Here is a 19,420-nt window from a genome sequence, read left to right as displayed (position 1 = left end):
TCCCTGCCCCTGACTTAGTTAATGATCCAGGTACCGTTATTGCTGTTCTGGCAGGCCTGGCTGTTGCCATCAACAGAGACGCAGGTCTTTTTCTTCGCGGCGGCACGCGCACGACGCTTAGGCTGATCGGCTTTGATGGTTTGGTCGTATAAATCGCTTTTTACCACTGCCCGGAAAGGCACATAGCCAATGACTTTGACCGCATTGGTCGGTGCCTGAGGCGCGGCGCCCTTACTGTCGGTGGCTTTCGCGTCAGTTGCGGGTGGTGAAACCGCGTCAGCTTCTTCGCCCAGTGCCAGCCAGTTATTTTCTACCTGACCCACAACGGTATAGGTTTCACCCGTTTTCAGCGTTTCCACGACCTTGCCGCCAAAATCCGGGCGTGTCATCACAGAGGCAGGATACAGGGCACGGTAACTCTCATTGACGGCGGTGAACTGTGCAGGCGCAGCTACGGCATGACGGTGAATCAGGGTAGTGCCATCAACGGTATTGGTGACCATTGTGTCATCTGTCATTTTTGGCGGTGTTTTACAGCCTGCAACAGCAAAAACAAACATCAGGCTTAATGCAATTCGAAAGTTCACCATTTTTTTCATATTTAGTTCCATTAATACCCAAAAAAGTGGCCTTTGGCCGGTGGTCAGCGCGTCGTATTGTTGCACAACGTCAACTGGACGCCAGATGACGCCAAGTCATTGATTAACAATACAAGTTGCCTGAATAGGAGCGTTGATTGAGTGTAAATTTTATACGATGAGCATGAACAGTATAGGCACAGTTCATAAAACCTGATGACCGGAGAAGCGGGTCGGCTGAATTTCACCAAATACATTCAGCAAACTGACCCATTCCTAAAAGCAAACGGTATTAAAGCAGCCTGATTATGTTTTGGTAAGACACGATTTTTGTTAGGTAATCGTTAAACTTAACGGGGCTGGTTAATCGTTATTCGTGTGGGGAGAATGGTAACATCCTGCTTAAATTCCAGTCGATCTCACACAAATAGCAATAAATCAATGGGTTACAAAAAAATATGCAGCACCATAGCTACCGCACGAGCCTGTACATCCTGCTCGCCTGTGTAAAGTTCTTTTCCATTTATTAACATCTTACACAGCTTTACATATTGCCTTGAAAAATTCAATACAGCTCCCAGTTACGTAACTAAGTAATAGTATTTATGTTTTTTACTAACTCAAACAGATGACAATACGGTGAAACCTGCACATTTCGTACGTCTGATACTCATCTATGGTCTCAGCGCCCCTATCCTTTAGTATAAAAGCTTAAGCCAGATGAATATTTTAAGGTGCCGGATGGCCCTGAAAGCTGAGAAAACCGTCAGCTCAAACGCGATGCGTAAGTTGAAAAGAGAAATTAAGTCAAATTTGGCTGCCTGGCCTTTCTGAAACAAAATCAATAACCCATATTAATCAAAGATTTGAACGAAGCAATGGCGTTAAATTTAAGAGTATTCCTACCCGAAGGCGATGCGCGCGGCCCCGGATTCGAACGCATTTCGTCCGCTTTGCGGGAAAAGTGGGCACAGAACCGTCCTGACGAATGACGAAACCTGTGTAGAGGCAGGTAAATGAAAAGCGTGGCAGTATTAAAACAGACTGTGATGATGCGCGGCGCGAAGCTGCCACGCATCATCACTTCTCACAAACGGGTGGGCTGAAGGTATTCAGGTGGATTCTGCCCTGGCGAGCATCTTGCGGTAGTTATTAAGCCATTTCCCGCTTTTCAGCCGCCACCAGAAAAATCCGCCGCGCACCGTCCAGTCAAGGAACATGCCCAGCCAGACACCAATCACGCCCATACCGAGTTCAATGCCCAGCAGATAACCAATAACAACCCTTGCGCACCACATACTGAACATCGATACATACATCGTATAACGGGCATCACGCGCGCCCTTCAGGCCGGCGGGGAGCACCCAGGAGGCGGCCCAAATCGGCATAAACAGGGCATTCAGCCAGATAAGGTGTTTGGTGACGCTAATCACTTCCGGATCGCTGGTGTAGAAGCGTGCCAGCAGCCCCGCCAGCGGTATGGTCAGTGCAGCAACGCCTGTCAGACAGATTGTAGCCAACAGATAGACGTGCTTGATTTGCCGCTCTGCCTGAAAAACCTGGTATTTACCTAAGCGTTTTCCCGTAATAATGGTCGACGCCGATCCCAGCGCATTACCAGGCAGGTTAATCAGTGAGGCGATTGAAAACGCGATAAAATTGCCGGCAATTTCGTTGGTACCCATGCCCGCCACAAAGACCTGTGTCAGTAACTTCCCGCCGTTAAACAGCACGGATTCAATACTGGCCGGCACACCGATGCTTAAGACTTCAAATAAAATACTGCTGTTCCAACGCCTGAAATAGCTGGACAGCGAAATTCTCAGTGAGGCGTTGAAGCCAATCATTAACACGTAGATGACCGCTATTGCGCCAATGTAGCGGGTAATTGTCAGCCCTAATCCGGCCCCCACAAAGCCCAGCCCCTTCCATGAAAAACAGCCATAAATCAGCACACTGCTGATAACGATGTTAAGAATATTCATCCCACCGTTAATCAGCATCGGTATTTTCGTGTTCCCTGCCCCACGCAGCGCACCGCTACCAATCAGCGTAATGGCCGCCGCCGGATAACTCCATGCGGAAACCTGCAGATAGCTGAGTGCCAGGGCTTTCACTTTCGGTTCTGCTGCGCCTGCGATGGCGTCAATAATCAGATGCCCCCAGAACTCAATGGCGATAACCAGCACCAGGGCTAATACCGTCATCATTGCCAGCGACTGCCGTGTTGCGGCGCGGGCCCGTTTACCATTGCGTCTGGCCAGGCTAAACGCGACCACTACCGTGGTTCCCAGGTCGATGGCGGCAAAAAAGGAGATGACGACCATGTTGAAGCTGTCTGCCAGCCCGACGCCGGCCATGGCTTCTTTGCCCAGCCAGCTCACCAGGAAGGTACTTAACACGCCCATCAGTAGCACACAGGCATTTTCAAAAAAGATAGGAACTGCAAGAGGCGAAATTTCACGCCAGTACAGCGTGCGGTAAGCGCGACGTTTCGGATACCACGCCGTGCGCTTAATCGCCTGCACCACTGCTACGCCGGGATTTTGCAAAGGAGTACCAAATATGAACATGTCGGGAAAGAACTCTAATGATGGTAGCGTAAAGTGAAATATGCAAAACGTTTTGCATTCCTGTTAAATCATCGTTACACACTTTTCTGCTCTCGCCTTTAGTCGCGCCGAATCGGTGCTGCCATGCTCCGGTCCACCCTCTTGCCTTAGCGAAAGCCATTGCTGCCCTGCACATCCTGATGCTGTCGGGTTAATCCGTTTTTTTACTCAGTGCCGCATGATGCCCACTAGCCTCGCCCATAACAGGCAGCCGCAAAATGCGCGCGATCATAGATTCTTCACCCAATCCGTTGTTAAAACCGCTAAGCTGAGGAGCATTGTGGTAAGAACCTGAAAGGAGAAGTTATGCCAGCCCAACGGAAAAAGCTGACACGCGAACAGGCACTCGATGCGCTTGAGCAACTTTACAATGACGCCGTCGATGCGCTTCGTGCGTCCATCAAGGCCTACACGGAAGAAGGCGTGCTGCCGGACCCCGCCGCGCGTGAGCAAGGCCTGTTTGTTTATCCTGAATTACGCATTACCTGGCAGGGAGACGGACCGCAACAGAATCGCACGCGTGCATGGGGCCGATTTACACATACAGGCAGTTACAGCACCACCGTCACCCGCCCCGCTTTGCTTCGTCATTACATTTCAGAACAGCTGGCGATGCTGGAAAAAGAGTACGACGTGGACATCGAAGTCGGCCCGTCACAGCAGGAGATTCCCTACCCGTATGTAATAGACGGCTCTGACCTGTCGCTGGACCGGACCATGAGCGCCGGCATAGCCCGTCATTTTCCCACGACTGAACTCTCGCAGATTGGGGATGAGACGGCAGATGGCTTGTTTCATGCTGACGCCACCTTTCCCCTTTCCCACTTTGATGCGCTGCGCACCGACTTTTCGCTGGCACGCCTGCGCCACTATACCGGCACGGCTGTGGAGTATTTTCAGCCGTTCGTGTTGTTTACCAACTACACGCGTTATGTGGATGAATTCGTCCGCTGGGCCATCGAACAGGTACGCGATCCGTCAACCCCGTTTGACAGCCTGGTATGCGCCGGAGATGTCATCCTGACGGCTGACACGGAAAACAATGACGCGATGCTGTCCGATCTGGCCTGGAAAAAACATCAGATGCCTGCCTGGCATCTGACGTCACCGCATCGTCGCGGCATCACGCTGATCAATATCGGTGTGGGTCCTTCCAATGCCAAAACCATCTGCGATCACCTTGCCGTCATTCGCCCTCATGCCTGGCTGATGATAGGTCACTGCGGCGGCCTGCGCGAAAGTCAGCGTATTGGAGATTACGTGCTGGCCCATGCGTATTTGCGTGACGATCATGTACTGGATAGCGTGCTGCCACCGGATATCCCGATTCCCAGCATCGCCGAAGTTCAGCGCGCCCTCTACGATGCCACCAAATCGGTCAGCGGTATGCCCGGCGAAGAAGTCAAAGAGCGCCTGCGCACCGGTACTGTTGTCACCACCGATGACCGTAACTGGGAGCTGCGTTACTCGGCTTCGGCCCTGCGCTTTAATCTCAGCCGCGCTGTGGCGGTGGATATGGAAAGTGCCACCATTGCCGCCCAGGGTTACCGCTTCCGGGTGCCTTATGGTACGTTACTCTGTGTTTCCGATAAACCGTTACACGGCGAAATTAAGCTGCCCGGTCAGGCGAATCGCTTTTACGACGGCGCCATCTCTGAACACCTGCAGATTGGGATTCAGGCGGTAGAGCTGTTACGGGCTGAGGGTGACAAGTTACATTCGCGTAAACTGCGAACGTTTAACGAACCCCCGTTCCGTTAAAGAGTAAAATCAAAGACGGTATTAAGGGTGAGTCTCTTTCACATTAATGCCGTCATCCCTTCTCCGTTTCTGCTGAATCAGGCTGCGTTCAGTACGGCAGTATTTATAAACCAGGCAAACACAGCCAGAATAGCCGGGACCATAAATGTCCAGATAAGGCGATTATTCAGGCTTTCAAATCGCGCATCCAGCTTATCGAATCGCTCATCCACCTTGTCGAATCGCTGATCCACCTTGTCGAAGCGACGATCCATTCCGTCGAGTCGTTTATCAATGCCATCAAGGCGATAGTCGATTCCGTCTAGCCGCTTATCCACGCCATCGAGCCGACAGTCGAGTCCGTCCAGCCGCTTATCCACGCCATCAAGCCGACTGTCGATGCCGTCCAGCCGCTTATCCACACCGTCAAGCCGACTGTCGAGTCCGTCCAGCCGCTTATCCACACCATCAAGCCGACAGTCGAGTCCGTCGAACCGCTTGTCCACGCTATCGAGCCGACAGTCGAGTCCGTCGAACCGCTTGTCCACACCATCAAGCCGACAGTCGAGTCCGTTCAGCCGCTTATCCACACCATCAAGCCACATGTCCACACCATCGAACCGACAGTCAAGTCCGTCTAGCCGCTTATCTGTCCCATCAAATCGGCTGTCAGTATCATCAAATTTCGCTATGACAACCGAGAAGGTGGCGTCAATGCTGTTAAACCGGTTAGTAACGTCGACTAATACCTTATTGATTTCAAAAATTTTGCTGTCAATACGATCCTGCCTGTTCTCAATACCGGCAAACTGACTAGCGACGTGTTCTACATTTTCTTCCAGGCTAGTGAATCGCTGAAGCATTTCAACGTGAAACAGCGTTTGCTCTGAGCGCAGTATTTCAAGATCGGTTTTCGTCGCAAATGCCGTCGCGCGCCCACTGAACAGCGCCAGATCAATTTTCATCTGATGGCTGTCTTGCTCCAGTCGCTCAAAGCGCTTTTCAAAATTTTCCATTGTTTTGCCTCCCGTCCCGCAATGACGGTCGATTACGTTTGGCTTTCCGCGATCCCGTTTTACACAAAGGTTGCCCATTATCGGTCCCTGACAGGCGGATTACATGCATCCGTTAACGTTATTCACGACCTGCTTCGACGTTATTGAAGCAAAGTCCCGCACAATAAACATTACCTGATTGAATAAGAACGCAAAATAAAACCAGCGTGCCGCCTTATTCAGAAGGTGTTGTCGGAGAGTAAGAGGTGAAAGGCGTTAAGAAAAGGCAGTTCATATTCATTTTGGAAGAGAATGCACAACGATTGAAAAAGCTGAATCAGCATGGTGATGCATCGACGCGAAATATAACGCTAAAACCGTTACAGCATATTTAATATGCTGTAACGGTGAAGTTAATTATGCACTCAACCAGCCGAGCTTAATGACAAACAGCAGGGAAAGAATAATCAGCGCCGCATTAATTTCTTTCGTCCGTCCACTCAGCAGTTTCACCACGGTCCAGGTAATAAAGCCGAAAGCGATACCGTTTGCAATGGAATACGTTAATGGCATGGTCAGGGCCGTCACCGTAACAGGAGCCGCAGTAGTAATGTCTTTCCAGTCGATCTCGGCCAGGCCTGAGGTCATCAGCACAGCCACAAAGAGCAGTGCGGGTGCCGTGGCGTAAACCGGCACGCTGGAAGCCAGGGGTGAAAAGAACAGCGCCAGTAAAAACAGCACCGCCACTACCACAGCCGTTAATCCGGTACGGCCACCGGCGCTGACGCCTGCAGCCGATTCGACATAGCTGGTGGTCGTGGACGTTCCCAGCAGAGAACCAAACAGCGCCGCCGCACTGTCCGCCACAAGCGCGCGCCCCATTTTAGGCACGTTGCCCTCTTCGTCAGCCAGTCCGGCACGTTTGGTCACGCCCAGCAGCGTTCCCGTGTTATCAAACACGTCGACAAACAGGAACGCAAAAATCACGCTAATCAGACCCACGTTAAACGCACCCGCGATATCCAGATGCATAAACGTCGGGGCGATGGACGGCGGGGCAGAAAATACGCCGCCAAACGGCGTCAGGCCAATTCCCATGGAGATAAAGGTAATGATCAGAATGCCAATCAAAACCGCGCCCGTCACACGGCGCGCCTCCAGCACGACGATGATGATAAAACCTAACATCGCCAGCAGTGGTCCAGGCTTGGTCAAATCACCAATTCCTACCAGCGTGGCCGGATTGTCGACGACGATTCCCGCCCCTTCCAGCGCGATAATCGCCAGGAACAGACCAATACCGGCGGCAATCCCCGCACGCAACGGCAACGGAATGCTTTTGATAATCCATTCGCGAATTTTAAAGATTGATAACGCAAAGAAGATAACCGCAGACAGAAATACCGCGCCCAGCGCAATCTGCCAGGTGTAGCCCATGTGCAGCACAACGGTATACGTGAAGAAGGCATTCAGGCCCATTCCCGGTGCCAGGGCGATAGGATAGTTGGCAATCAGTCCCATCAACACAGAACCAATTGCTGCCGCCAGACAGGTCGCAACGAAGACCGCACCTTTGTCCATGCCGGTCGCCCCTAAAATACTGGGGTTAACGAACAGGATATAAGCCATTGCCAGAAAGGTCGTGATCCCGGCGATGATTTCGGTGCGAACCGTTGTGTTGTGCGCTTTTAATTTAAATAGTTTTTCTAACATCATTATCTCTCGATGATAGAGACGTCACTCAGGTACGTGCTCTCTTGCCAAAGTTATTATCATGCTGTTTGTGGTAATGCCGACGGCTGGCCCGCGCCGTTGCAGGCCTGCTAAAAACCGGGGTTGCTTTCCTTTGTCATGTGAGCAATTGCTAAGGCTTAAGCAATTGCTGTGCCAGTCCGACACGCAATCGATTACCTGAATAAGCGCAAACGAGCCTTAAGAGAATTCTGAACCGAATCAGGGCGCGATTATGGTGCATTGCCCCCTAAATGCGCAAACGTTTTCCTTTCGGTGCCGAAAAGGCGAAAAAAGGGTTCTGACGCACGCTTCAACACTTTGTGAGGCGACGCTGGTCACGTTTCAGCCGCATTAACCTGCAGGCAAAAGGGGAATGTGTAAACTCGAAATTAACTCTTTAGTAACATTGAGGTCACACAATGAAGCCAGCAGTTCTGGTGGTGGATGATGATCCTGCGGTCTGCGATCTGTTGCAGGACGCGCTCAGTGAACATGCTTTACGGGTTTATCGTTGTCATCAGGGTAAAGAGGCGCTGGCGATGGTCAGTGCTCACCCGGACATCACGCTGGTAATGTTGGATATGATGTTGCCTGATACCAATGGATTGCTGGTGCTCCAGCAGTTGCAGCGTCAACGGCCTGATATCCTCGTAATCATGCTGACCGGCATGGGATCGGAATCGGAGATGGTCGTGGGTCTGGAGATGGGCGCGGACGACTATATTGCTAAACCATTCAATCCCCGCGTGGTCGTGGCCCGCGCACGCGCCGCCCTCAGACGCAGCGGACGTGCCGCAACCAGTGATGACGCGCAGTCAGGCTGGCGCTTCAATGGCTGGGTGCTTGATGAAGCGCGCTGCCAGTTACTCAATCCTCAACGCGAAACGGTTCCCCTGACGCAGGGGGAATATACTTTGTTACGCGCCATGGTACGGCATGCACGTAAGGTCCTGACACGCGATCAGTTATTAGAACTGACCCACAGCGAGACGATGGATGTCTTTGACCGCACGATCGATGTGCTGATCATGCGGTTACGTCGTAAAATTGAAGCCAATCCGCATCAGCCCGGCCTGATCCGCACTATCCGCGGGCTGGGCTATGTTTTTTCTGCCGATGTGGTCAAACCTGAAGGGCTGGGACTTTCCACACAAACCGCCTGAGCCATCCATTCACGCATGTCGCGCAAGGGGCGAATGCCGTCTGTCGCATTGGCGGCACGCAGATTAAAACAGGCGCAGGTATGGGCCAGTTTCAGCGTCGAGACCATATCCTCGCCTTCATGGCTGGCAAACAGCACGCCCGCACAAAACGCATCACCCGCTCCGACGCTGCCCACAATGGCGTCGGGTGCCAGCTGCCAGGCGGGCTGCCAGACACCTTCGCCGTCCGCTTCACGTCCCCATGCGCCCTCGGGCGCATGGATGACAACACGCTGACGCACGCCCTGCTCCGCCAGCCACTGCGCGGCACGGGCAAAAGCGGCGGGCGGCTGAATGCCGCGGCCATCACGTAACAGCACGCCTGACAACGCCTGCGCTTCCAGTTCATTAATCACCAGATAATCCAGCCAGCGTAAGGCGGGCAGCACCTGAGGGCGGTAATCGCCCGCGCGGGAAGCCAGATCCAGGGACGTGAAATAGCCCCGCTGCTGCATGTGTGCCAGCAACCGGGCGCTGCGGGTACCAAATTCACTGTCCACGCCGTCCAGCGTTTCCAGCAGCAGCAAATACCCCAGATGAAAGATGCGCTGTGCGTCATCGACGGCGGCGAAGTGCGGTCTGTCCAGTAAGCTGTTGGCGCCGGGTGAAAAGAAAAAAGTCCGTTGTCCGTCCGGGGTCGTCATCACCTGGGTCATCGCTGTAGGCTTGTCGTCGGTGCGCTGTACTAACCGGTAGTCAATCTGCGCCGCTTTCATCATAGCCAGCAGAAAATCGCCATCGGCGTCATTGCCGAGCAGGCCAATCGCCGCCAGCGGCAGTGTGCACTGCATGCGCGACAGCGTGAGCAGAACATTGAGCGGCGCGCCACCTGCGGCCTTTTCGCTGTGCTGTATTTCGGTCAGCCAGCCCTGTTCCGGCCAGTGGCTGATGCGATGCACATAATCCACCAGCATGACACCTGCGGCCAGAATGCCGCTTCGCGTTGCCATTTACGCCTGGCCTGCGCTGCCGAAAATGTTCATCTGCTGCATAACGGTTTCACAAATCGCCTTTTCCACCGCCATCAGTAACTCTGCGAACTCATCATAACGGGTATTGCGCGAGGCCAGGCTGCGTTCCACCGCGTCAAGGGCCGCCTGAGACATGCCGGTGTAAAAGTTAATTTTGTGAATACCGAGTGAGATTGCCCGACGGAAATCCGCGTCGCTGATGCCCGACCCGCCGTGCAGCACCAGCGGTACACCGGTTTGCTGACGAATCGCCGCCAGCCGGTCAAAATCCAGTTTGGGTTCCCCTTTGTATTTGCCGTGCGCATTACCAATGGCGACCGCCAGCGTATCAATGCCGGTTTCGCGCACAAATTCAGCGGCCAGTCGCGGATCGGTAAATTTCTCGCTGTCCGCTTCCCCAAACAGTGCGCCGCCTTCATCACCCCCGACTGCGCCCAGCTCTGCCTCAACGGAAACGCCGACGGCATGTGCGGCGCGAACCACTTCCCGCGTCTGGCGAATGTTCTCTTCATAGCTCAGGGTCGAACCATCAAACATCACCGAGGTGAACCCGAGACGAATCGACTGCATCACCGCCTCAAAGTGCAAGCCATGATCCAGGTTCAGCACCACCGGAACAGTATGCTTCGCGGCTTCAAAACGGATCGCCTCAGCGATCTGATCGAGCGTGACGTACTTAAAATGCACTTCGGCAATGTTGATAATAAACGGCGAGCGCTGTCGCTCTGCCGCATCAAACAGCGCACGCAGGAAATGGCTGTCCAGGACATTAAACGCGCCCAGCGCATAACCCTGTTGCTGGGCATGCGCCAGCCCCTGTGCCAGAGAAATCAAAGCCATCATTCACTCCTCAAGGTGAGCCAGCGGGAATAGTCGTTACAAAGCAGCCTCTGGGGTTCCTCATCCTCGTCAAGGTCGTTGAAACGCGCCAGCGGCGTCAGGAAGACGTTGTCGTTGTCATCATCGTTGGGCATGGAGACTTCCCCCACCAGCACGTCACCAAAGCCGTTTTCGCCCCAGAAGCTGTGCCAGACGCCCGCGACGAGCGTGACACTTTCACCAGGGGAAAGCCTGATCTGCGAACCCGCCGCATGGGTTTGCCGGATGCCGTCCAGGGAAACCGTCACCGGCGTGGCGGCTTTGTCATGGCCTTCACGGTTATACAGCTCGACAATCAGGTTGCCGCCGCCGCGATTAATAATGTCTTCCATCTTGCGCGGATGGTAATGCATCGGCGTTACCTGCCCTTCACGCACGTGCATCACTTTTTCTGCATAAGGTTTGTGCCAGGGCGTTCCGTGCGGCGAGCCGTTGCGGAGTGTGAATAACGTCAGGCCGGTTTGCAGAAAATCGTCGCCACCAAAACTGGTCAGATCCCAGCCCAGGCGTAAGGCAACGATTTCAGTGATGTCCTCCTGTTGCTGACGCCACTGCCGGAGACCGTAATCGGCCCAGGACGGCAGAGGGACGTCCTGACGGGTGAAAAAGTCTCGCGTATATTGCAAATGTCTGTTCACGTCGGCGCGTTTCATCTTCCGCTCTCCCGTTAAGGCGGCACCCTGCGATGCCGCCTGCTGGTTTATTTCACGGTCCAGCCTTTGTAGCTGCCGACATTATTACGGTCGATCAGCTTCACCGGGATCAGCACGGGTTTATCCGGTGCGGGTTTTCCCTGCAGGATGTCGTAACCGATTTCGACGGCTTTCGCGGCCATCACCTGAGGATCCTGAGCGGGCGTGGCGGCAAAGAGCGAGTTCTTACGTTTCAGCGCTTCTTCGCCGTCCGGTGAACCGTCCACTCCGACAATGAAGAACTCGTTACGCTGTGCCTGTTTCGCCGCTAAATCCGCGCCAATTGCGGTTGGATCGTTAATCGCGAACACGGCATCGATTTTCGGGTTGGCCGACAGCAGGCCGGTCATCACTTCCAGGCCGCCTTCACGGCTGCCTTTGGCGTTCTGATTAGAAGAAAGTAGTTTGATGTCAGGATGGCGTTTCAGCGCCGTCATACAGCCTTCCACGCGGTTTTGCACCGCCGAGACCGGCGGTCCGTTGATAATGACGACGTTGCCTTTGTCTTTCAGACGGTCAGCGATATATTTACAGGCCATTTCACCGGCCTGAGTGTTATCCGAGGTGATCGTCGCGTTGGCACCGTCGGCGGCGACGTCGACAGCCACCACCACAATCCCGGCATCCCGTGCGCGTTTCACTGCGGGCGCGATCCCTTTTGAGTCCGCGGCATTCAGGATAATCATGTCGACTTTAGCGGCGATGAAGTTATCTATCTGCCCTACCTGCTGTCCAAGATCGTAGCCACTCGACACCAGCGTCACCTTGACGTTATCGCCAGCCAGTTGGCGCGCCTTCATCTCTGCGCCCTTGGTGATTTGCACGAAGAACGGGTTAGCCAGATCGCCCACCGCCACGCCAATCGATTTCAGTTCTTTTGCCTGAGCCATACCGGCGCTGAGCAGCGTTGCCGCCAGCAACCCGGTTACAATCGGATTAAAACGCATAGATCTTCTCCTGCTGTTATTTATCGGCCAACTGCTGAATGGCGCGTTGTGTACTCTCTGCATAGGGGACATCAGCCCACATGATGACGCGTGCGATATTTGTCGATCAGAACGGCGATGATGATCACGGCCCCTTTAATCACCAGCTGCCAGAAATAAGAAACGCCCATCAATGTCATGCCGTTGTTCAGCGTGGCAATAATCAGTGCGCCAATCAGCGTGCCGGTAATGGTGCCAATTCCCCCCACAAAACTGGTGCCACCCAGAATGACCGCCGCAATGGCATCCAGCTCGTAACCCATGCCCAGATTGCCGTTGGCGCTGTAGAGACGTGAAGCGCTCATCAGTCCGCCCAGGCCGGACAGTAAGCCGCTCATCCCGTAAACGAACAGCAGTACCAGCCCGACTTTGATCCCGGTCAGACGGGCTGCCTGGATATTGCCGCCTACGGCGTAGATGTGAACGCCCAGCGTGGTGCGGCGCAGGATGAACCAGCAAAGCGCAATCACCGCGAACGCAATAACAATCAGCCACGGTACCGGCCCCAGATAGCCATTGCCTATCCACTCGAAATTGATATCGGCGTTGATGACCGTGGTGCCGTTCGCCAGCAGATAGGCGGCTCCGCGCAGTGCGGTATAGGTGCCCAGCGTCACGATAAACGGCGGAAGCCCGGCCCAGGCCACCAGAATGCCGTTAAACAGACCCATCGCCAGCCCGGCTCCCAGCGCCATCGGAATCGTGAGCGAGGCCAGCATCGGATCCAGCGAAGTGAGCAACGCCACCACCGCCGTCGTGCCCAGCATTGAGCCGACAGATAAATCGATACCGCCGGTAAGAATGACAAACGTCATGCCTGCGGCCAGTACAATGTTGATGGACGCCTGGCGCGTAATATTCAGTAAATTGGCTTCGGTAAAGAAATTGGGTGTGACAACGCCGAAGACCGCCACGATTAAAATCAAAATGGGTAAAATGCCGACGGTCTGCATGATGTCGCCCATCAGGGCTCGTCTGACCGTGGGTGGATGAATCCGTGCCGTTTGTGTCATGGTTTTATCCTCATACTTCAAGCGGTGATGCGCTATACGCACCGGTTGCCAGCGTCATGATGTTTTCCTGACTAATCTCGTTACCTGCCAGTTCCCCTGCGATAGTGCCTTCATGCATCACATAAACCCGGTCACTCATGCCGACCACTTCCGGTAATTCACTGGAGATCATCAGAATGGCCACGCCCTGCCGCGCCATATCCTGCATCATGCGGTAAATCTCGCTTTTGGCCCCGACGTCCACGCCGCGCGTCGGCTCATCCAGGATGAGAATGCGCGGACCAATGGCAATCCAGCGGGAAATCAGCAGCTTCTGTTGGTTGCCACCGGACAGGCCTCCTGCCCGCACCAGCGCGTGGGGAACCCGGATATTGAGCGCGGCAATCGCCTCGCTGGCGATCTTCCTGGCTTGACGGCGGTTCAGCATGCCGTACTGCGCATCCCGTTCCAGCGTGGCCATCACGATGTTTTCCTGTGCAGCCATTTCAAGGAATAATCCCTGCTCTTTGCGGTTCTCGGTCAGAAAGCCAATGCCGTGCGCAATCGCTTCTCTTGGGGAGTGAATCTCTACCTTCTGGCCGTCCACCCAGATTTCACCCTGCTGAAGCCGGTGCACGCCAAAAATCAGCTGGGCCAGTTCACTGCGTCCCGCACCAACCAGGCCGGCCAGGCCAACAATTTCGCCTGCCCGCACGTTAAGGCTACAGGGCTGTACCTTGCCGCCATCGGACAGGTTGTGCAGAGCCAGACGCACCTCGCCGCGAGGAATGGTGCGGTCTTTATTGAACAGATCGCTGAGTGGGCGTCCCACCATCATGCGCACCAGCTCGCTGGCGTTAAGGTTGTCGCGCGTCAGACTGCCGACGTACTGCCCGTCGCGCAGTACGCTGACGCGATCCGACAGCTCATACACTTCCGCCATGCGATGACTGATGTAGATAATCGCCATTCCCTGGCTGCGCAGCCGTTTGATCAGGGCAAAGAGTTGTTCAGTTTCGCGGCTGGATAAGGCGGCGGTGGGCTCATCCATCACCAGAATACGGCTGTTGCGATGCAGGGCGCGCGCAATCTCCACCTGTTGCTGCTCGGCAATGCTCAGCCTGCTGACTTTGTCCGTTGCGCTGAACTGCGCGCCTAAGTGGTTAATAACCTGCTGCGCTTCACGGGCCATCTGGTGACGCCTGACCATGCCAGCACGGGTGATTTCGCTTCCCAGAAAGATGTTTTCTGCCACGGTGAGATTCGGAGCAAGGTTGATTTCCTGATAGATCAGCGTAATCCCGGCCGCTAATGCCGCTTTCGGTCCTTTAAGCGGATACGGCTCGCCGTTGATCAACACCTCGCCGCTGGTGGCCGTATAGGCCCCTGCCAGAATCTTCATCAGGGTGCTTTTGCCCGCGCCATTCTCCCCCATCAGCGCATGCACCTCGCCAGGATAAACGGTCAGGTCAACGCCTTTCAGTGCGTAGAAGTGGCCAAAACGCCGGGTGATCTGACGCATTTCAAGTATCGGCTTAGCTGTCATCGCCCCGCTCCTGCTGATTATGGATAGCCGCGAGTTAAGCAGGAGAAGATAAATGGATAATGTCAGCGGCCATTCATATTTGTCATATTCCGCTTCGCACTCACTTTTATACTCGCCCTATCGTCGCATGGCCGGAGAGCGTATTGATGCAACGCAGTTTGCCGTGGCAGGTCGGGGCGCGCGGTCGCCTGTTGCTGTCGCATTTATTAGTTGTGTGCGTCACCCTGATGGTGAGCGTGGTGGCCATTACCAGCTTTCGCCATGCCGGAAGCCTTCAGGAACAGGCTCAGGCCCAGACGCTGGCCGATATGAACGGCAGCCTGGCGCTGGCGCGCAATACCGCGAATGTCGCCATCACCGCCGTGCGGTTATCTCAGGTCGTGGGCGCGCTGGAATATCAGAGCGAATCGCGACGACTGCAGCAGAATCAGCAGGCCCTGCAACATTCACTCGCCCTGCTGGCCAGTACGCCGCTGGCTGCACGCGAGCCTGAACGCGTGGCCCGACTGCGTGCACGCAGTCTGATGCTTGAGCAGTCTGTGAGTCTGTTGCTGCGTAAGGGACATGAACGTCATTTGCAGCGCAATCTTGTGCTCAGCGGGTTATGGCAGTCACAGCTGCTGCTGGAACGCATTAATGACCTGGCACACCGCAACGGAACCGGCGCACCCGATTTCGCGTTGCGCCAGCAGACCGGCAGGCTACTGGATATTGCGATTCGTACGCCCTCCTCGACCGCGGTCATTGATCAGTTGCAGCAGGTGATGACGCAATGGCGCAACGTGGTCGCATCGGGGGCGTTGGGTGACAACGTGCAGCAGTTACTGGAAACCCAACGCAGCCTGATCCCGTTGGCGGCAGCGCTGGAACAGAGCGATCTGTCCATCGCCTATGCCACCTACCGTATCAAGGCGCTCGTAGCCGCGCTGAATGATGACATTACCGCGTACGTTCAGCAGGTAGCCCGGCAAAGTGATCAGCGTAACATTGCCACTCACCGACAACGGGATTCGGTCAGTGGCTTTATCCTGCTTTCTGCCCTGTTGGCACTCGCCATCACCGTCTATACCGGGTACTACATCTACCGCAACCTGGGGTCCAGCCTGACCGCCATTGCCGCCGCAATGACCCGGCTGGCCCAGGGGGAACACAATGTCAGCGTGCCGGGCCTTCAGCGACGAGATGAACTGGGCGAGCTGGCGCGCGCCTTCAATGTGTTTGCCCGTAATACCGCCTCGCTGGCCCATACGTCGCGTCTGCTAAAAGAGAAAAGTACCCAACTTGAATCCACCTTTCTGGCAATGCGTGATGGCTTTGCCCTGTTTGATAACAGCGGCGAATTGGTGGTGTGGAACGATCAGTATCCGCAGCTTCTGGGCATCGCACCGCGGGATTTGCAGCGGGGACTGCACTACCAGCATCTGCTGGCGCAGCTTGATATACACCTGCACGATCTGGCGGAACCACAGGAAGTCAGGCTGGCCGATGGCCGCACCGTAGAACTGCGCTTCAGCCCGGTCCCCCGGCGCGGTAGCGTGAATACGGTGCTGGAGCGCACCTCACGGAAGGTGCTGGAAGAAGCGCTGGTACACAGCCAGAAAATGAAAGCGGTAGGTCAGCTGACCGGCGGCATCGCGCATGATTTCAACAATCTGCTGGCCGTCATTATCGGCAGCCTGGCGTTAACCGAGGGGCAACTGCCGCCCGGCCCTCTTGCGAGCCGGATAGAACGCGCCCGCCAGGCGGCGGATCGGGCAGCTCTGTTGACCCAGCGACTGCTGGCCTTTTCGCGTAAGCAAACCCTGAATCCGCATGCGGTGTCGGTCGTGTCGTTAGTGGAAAACCTGCAGGGGCTGCTGCAACATTCGCTGTTGCCCGGTCAACACCTGATTATTGATGCCCAACGGCCCGGCTGGCCTGCCTGGATTGATGCCAGTCAGTTAGAGAATGCGGTCATGAATCTGGTGGTGAATGCCAGAGATGCGATGGCCGGACAAAGCGGCGAGATCCGTCTGCGTATCTGGAACCAGCGCCGCACTGAGCGCGGTGAAAAGCGAGACCGGGTCACCATTGAGGTCATCGATCACGGTTGCGGCATGTCAGAAGAAGTGCGTGCGCAGGTGTTTGAACCCTTCTTTACCACCAAAACAACCGGTACCGGTAGCGGCCTGGGCCTGTCGATGGTCTACGGTTTTGTTCGTCAGTCGGGCGGACAGGTAGAGCTGGAAACCGCGCCGGGCCAGGGCACCACCGTACGGCTGTTGCTGCCCCGCGCACCCGATGTCCCGGCGGTCCGATCCGTCGCCTCGCACCCGGCGCAGCCGGATGCCGCGCAGGACCGGTTAGTTCTGGTGCTGGATGATGAACCGGCTGTGCGGCAAACCCTGTGTGAACATCTGCACCAACTGGGTTACCTGACGCTGGAGTGTGACACGGGCGAAGCGGCGCTGGCGCTGCTGCACCAGACGCCGGATATCGATTTGCTGATCAGCGATTTGATGCTGCCGGGTGAGATTAACGGTGCGGAGGTGATTCGTCAGGCACAGCAAAAGTGGCCGCAGTTGGCTACATTGCTCATCAGCGGCCAGGATCTGCGTCACCAGCCCGTCACGTTGCCGTTGTGTGAACGACTGGCGAAACCCTGGCAGGCAGCGCAGCTGGTGCAGGCGCTTCAGCGCGCCTGGCAGCGCAGCGCGCGGCTTAATCGTGCCCGCCAGGCTGCCACAACGGCACCGGCTTCCCGATGATATAACGTTTACGCAGGCGGCTGGAGATGGCATCCATCACCATGACCACGACAACCAGGATGATCGTCAGGAACATCACCACATCCCAGTTCCACAGGCGCATGTTCTCCGCGTACACCAGGCCGACACCGCCCGCGCCGACAAAGCCAAGCACCGCCGCTGAGCGGGTATTGGACTCGATCTGATACAGGCTCAGTGCCAGAAACTGTGGGAAGGACTGGGTGAAAATACCAAACCGGTGCTTCTGCAGGCTGTTGGCGCCCAGCGCGCCCAGGCCGCGACTGGGTGAACGCTCAACCGCTTCGTGGCCTTCGGAATAGAGCTTACCTAACAGACCAATGTCCTGCAGGATAATCGCCAGCACCCCGGCCAGCGGCCCCATGCCGACCGCGCGAACAAAAATCAGGCCCCAGATCGCCATATCAATGCCGCGCAGCATATCGAACAGGCGACGCACAACAAACGCAATGGGACGGGCAACCTTGTCATGCATCACATTACGCGCCGCCAGAAACGAGAGCGGCAGCGCCAGCAGCGTGGCGGTCAGCGTGCCGGCAAACACAATCGCCAGCGTAATGCCGACCTGAGAGAAATAGTAGCCAAACGGCCAGTTCACGAAGTCCTGCCAGACAAACATGCGCAGAAAATAGCGGCCCAGTTGCTGGCATCCTGTAAGCAGGCGGTTCCATTCGATGCCAAACACCATAAAGAAAAAGACATAATAGAGCACCAGCGCCAGGGCCAGCATGGCAAGGCGACGCAGATAGCGGTTTTGTGCAGCAAACAGCGCGGGATGCTGCTGTTTCATCGCGCTGATATCGGGCGCAAGCGTAACCATGGTTATTCCTCCACAACGCGACGGCGCAGGCGGCCAGAAACGGTGTCCAGTAGCGAGACCACAATCAAAATCAGCAGCAGCGTCATGCTGACCTGATCAAAGCGATCCAGTTTAATATTGGTCATTAACTCCTGACCAATGCCGCCCGCCCCCACCAGCCCCAGGATGGTCGACGAACGGAAATTAACTTCCAGGCGCATAAAGCTGTATGACAGAAAAACCGGCTTCACCTGCGGCCAGAAGGCATAGCGCATCCGTTGCAGTTTGCTGGCACCGCAGGCCGCCAGCCCGCGCACCGGTTTATCCGAGGCGGACTCAATGGCTTCATAAAACAGTTTGGTCAGGCTGCCAATGGTGTGCAGCGCCAGCGCCAGAAAGCCGGGAATCGCTCCGATGCCAAATGCCATCACAAACATTACCGCCCAGGCCAGTTCCGGCATGGTGCGTAGAAAGGCGACAAAAGCGCGAATCGCCATGCGCAGACTGGCTGGCGTTTGTGTGTTATCGGCCGCAAAGAAGGCCAGCACGCCCGCTATCACCACCGCAATCAGCGTGGAGGCCAGCGCCAGCTGCAATGTTTCCCATATCAACGGCAGCTGGATATTCAGACGATAGCCCCAGTAAGCCAGCGATCCTTCTGTCTTGCCATCCGCAAATAACACCGGCAGATGCAATACGGGCATGATTTCGTGCAGGTAATCAAAAAAGTGCGGTAAGGATTGCCAGATGGTCACGAGATTGAACTCGGCCATATTCGCCGCCGCCAGGTAAAGCCCCACCAGCACCAGTGACCAGACGAGCGAGTCACGCTTCTGTTGGCGGCGGATGCGTTGATAATAGCGTTCGAAGTCGGTCACGGCGGTGTTCTCAGATTGATGTGTGGCAAAGTCAGCAGAGAAAGGGAAATC

Annotated in this window: 15 protein-coding genes; 3 read left to right on the top strand and 12 right to left on the bottom strand. The window is 55.4% G+C overall.

Translation table 11 applies throughout. The annotated features are described in order from the left end of the window. Positions 1-14: 14 nt before the first annotated feature. Positions 15-611, bottom strand: coding sequence for a hypothetical protein (locus RAC60_RS09155; RefSeq protein ID WP_033742175.1), 597 nt, complete (start codon positions 609-611; stop codon positions 15-17). Between the two features lie 1,079 nt (positions 612-1,690). Continuing rightward, positions 1,691-3,151 carry an EmmdR/YeeO family multidrug/toxin efflux MATE transporter gene (locus RAC60_RS09150; RefSeq protein WP_172677641.1) on the bottom strand — a complete coding sequence of 487 codons (1,461 nt, stop codon included), beginning with the start codon at positions 3,149-3,151 and terminating at the stop codon, positions 1,691-1,693. Between the two features lie 345 nt (positions 3,152-3,496). On the opposite strand from RAC60_RS09150, the gene RAC60_RS09145 reads away from it, so the two are divergent. Then, positions 3,497-4,951 carry an AMP nucleosidase gene (locus RAC60_RS09145; protein WP_033742179.1) on the top strand — a complete coding sequence of 485 codons (1,455 nt, stop codon included), beginning with the start codon at positions 3,497-3,499 and terminating at the stop codon, positions 4,949-4,951. Positions 4,952-5,028: 77 nt separating this feature from the next. Here the strand turns inward: RAC60_RS09145 and RAC60_RS09140 are convergent, their stop codons facing one another. Both RAC60_RS09140 and RAC60_RS09135 read right to left on the bottom strand, forming a co-directional pair. Next, positions 5,029-5,946, bottom strand: a complete 918-nt coding sequence (locus RAC60_RS09140; protein WP_375093407.1) for a hypothetical protein — start codon at positions 5,944-5,946, stop codon at positions 5,029-5,031. 396 nt (positions 5,947-6,342) lie between these two features. Continuing rightward, a complete protein-coding gene (locus tag RAC60_RS09135; RefSeq protein WP_199227855.1) occupies positions 6,343-7,641 on the bottom strand; it encodes an NCS2 family permease in 1,299 nt (432 codons plus the stop codon). Between the two features lie 437 nt (positions 7,642-8,078). On the opposite strand from RAC60_RS09135, the gene RAC60_RS09130 reads away from it, so the two are divergent. Continuing rightward, complete coding sequence (locus RAC60_RS09130; RefSeq protein ID WP_375093405.1) at positions 8,079-8,822, top strand: response regulator; 744 nt, start codon at positions 8,079-8,081, stop codon at positions 8,820-8,822. Here the strand turns inward: RAC60_RS09130 and RAC60_RS09125 are convergent. From RAC60_RS09125 to RAC60_RS09100, 6 genes are all read right to left on the bottom strand, one after another. Further along, entirely contained in the window at positions 8,759-9,811 is a 1,053-nt protein-coding gene (locus RAC60_RS09125; RefSeq protein WP_324030422.1) for a carbohydrate kinase family protein, read from the bottom strand. The genes RAC60_RS09130 and RAC60_RS09125 overlap by 64 nt on opposite strands. Further along, complete coding sequence (locus RAC60_RS09120; RefSeq protein ID WP_324030611.1) at positions 9,812-10,672, bottom strand: ketose 1,6-bisphosphate aldolase; 861 nt, start codon at positions 10,670-10,672, stop codon at positions 9,812-9,814. It abuts the gene before it with no gap. Further along, on the bottom strand, positions 10,672-11,364 hold the full coding sequence (locus tag RAC60_RS09115; RefSeq protein WP_054633547.1) for a D-lyxose/D-mannose family sugar isomerase: 693 nt from the start codon (positions 11,362-11,364) through the stop codon (positions 10,672-10,674). The genes RAC60_RS09120 and RAC60_RS09115 overlap by 1 nt, the downstream gene beginning before the upstream one ends. Before the next feature lie 47 nt (positions 11,365-11,411). Continuing rightward, entirely contained in the window at positions 11,412-12,350 is a 939-nt protein-coding gene (locus tag RAC60_RS09110; protein WP_375093403.1) for an ABC transporter substrate-binding protein, read from the bottom strand. A 71-nt stretch (positions 12,351-12,421) separates the two neighbouring features. Further along, on the bottom strand, positions 12,422-13,402 hold the full coding sequence (locus RAC60_RS09105) for a ribose ABC transporter permease (RefSeq protein WP_033739482.1): 981 nt from the start codon (positions 13,400-13,402) through the stop codon (positions 12,422-12,424). Between the two features lie 10 nt (positions 13,403-13,412). After that, positions 13,413-14,927 (bottom strand): sugar ABC transporter ATP-binding protein, encoded by a 1,515-nt coding sequence (locus RAC60_RS09100; RefSeq protein ID WP_054633544.1) that lies wholly within the window; start codon positions 14,925-14,927, stop codon positions 13,413-13,415. Positions 14,928-15,073: 146 nt separating this feature from the next. Between RAC60_RS09100 and RAC60_RS09095 the strand changes: the two genes are divergently transcribed. After that, entirely contained in the window at positions 15,074-17,674 is a 2,601-nt protein-coding gene (locus RAC60_RS09095; protein ID WP_058701631.1) for an ATP-binding protein, read from the top strand. Here the strand turns inward: RAC60_RS09095 and phnE (RAC60_RS09090) are convergent. Both phnE (RAC60_RS09090) and phnE (RAC60_RS09085) read right to left on the bottom strand, forming a co-directional pair. After that, the gene (gene phnE, locus RAC60_RS09090; RefSeq protein WP_033739486.1) at positions 17,628-18,512 is read right to left on the bottom strand and encodes a phosphonate ABC transporter, permease protein PhnE; all 885 of its coding nucleotides are present in this window, start codon (positions 18,510-18,512) and stop codon (positions 17,628-17,630) included. The two genes, RAC60_RS09095 and phnE (RAC60_RS09090), sit on opposite strands and share 47 nt — an antisense overlap. Before the next feature lie 2 nt (positions 18,513-18,514). After that, positions 18,515-19,369 (bottom strand): phosphonate ABC transporter, permease protein PhnE, encoded by an 855-nt coding sequence (gene phnE, locus RAC60_RS09085; protein WP_033739498.1) that lies wholly within the window; start codon positions 19,367-19,369, stop codon positions 18,515-18,517. Positions 19,370-19,420: the final 51 nt, after the last annotated feature.

The sequence above is a fragment of the Pantoea sp. BR_17 genome (genome assembly GCF_041955125.1).
Lineage (GTDB): Bacteria > Pseudomonadota > Gammaproteobacteria > Enterobacterales > Enterobacteriaceae > Pantoea > Pantoea stewartii.
Note: the sequence above shows the minus strand (reverse complement) of the source record. Positions and strands in the feature narration are given on the sequence as shown.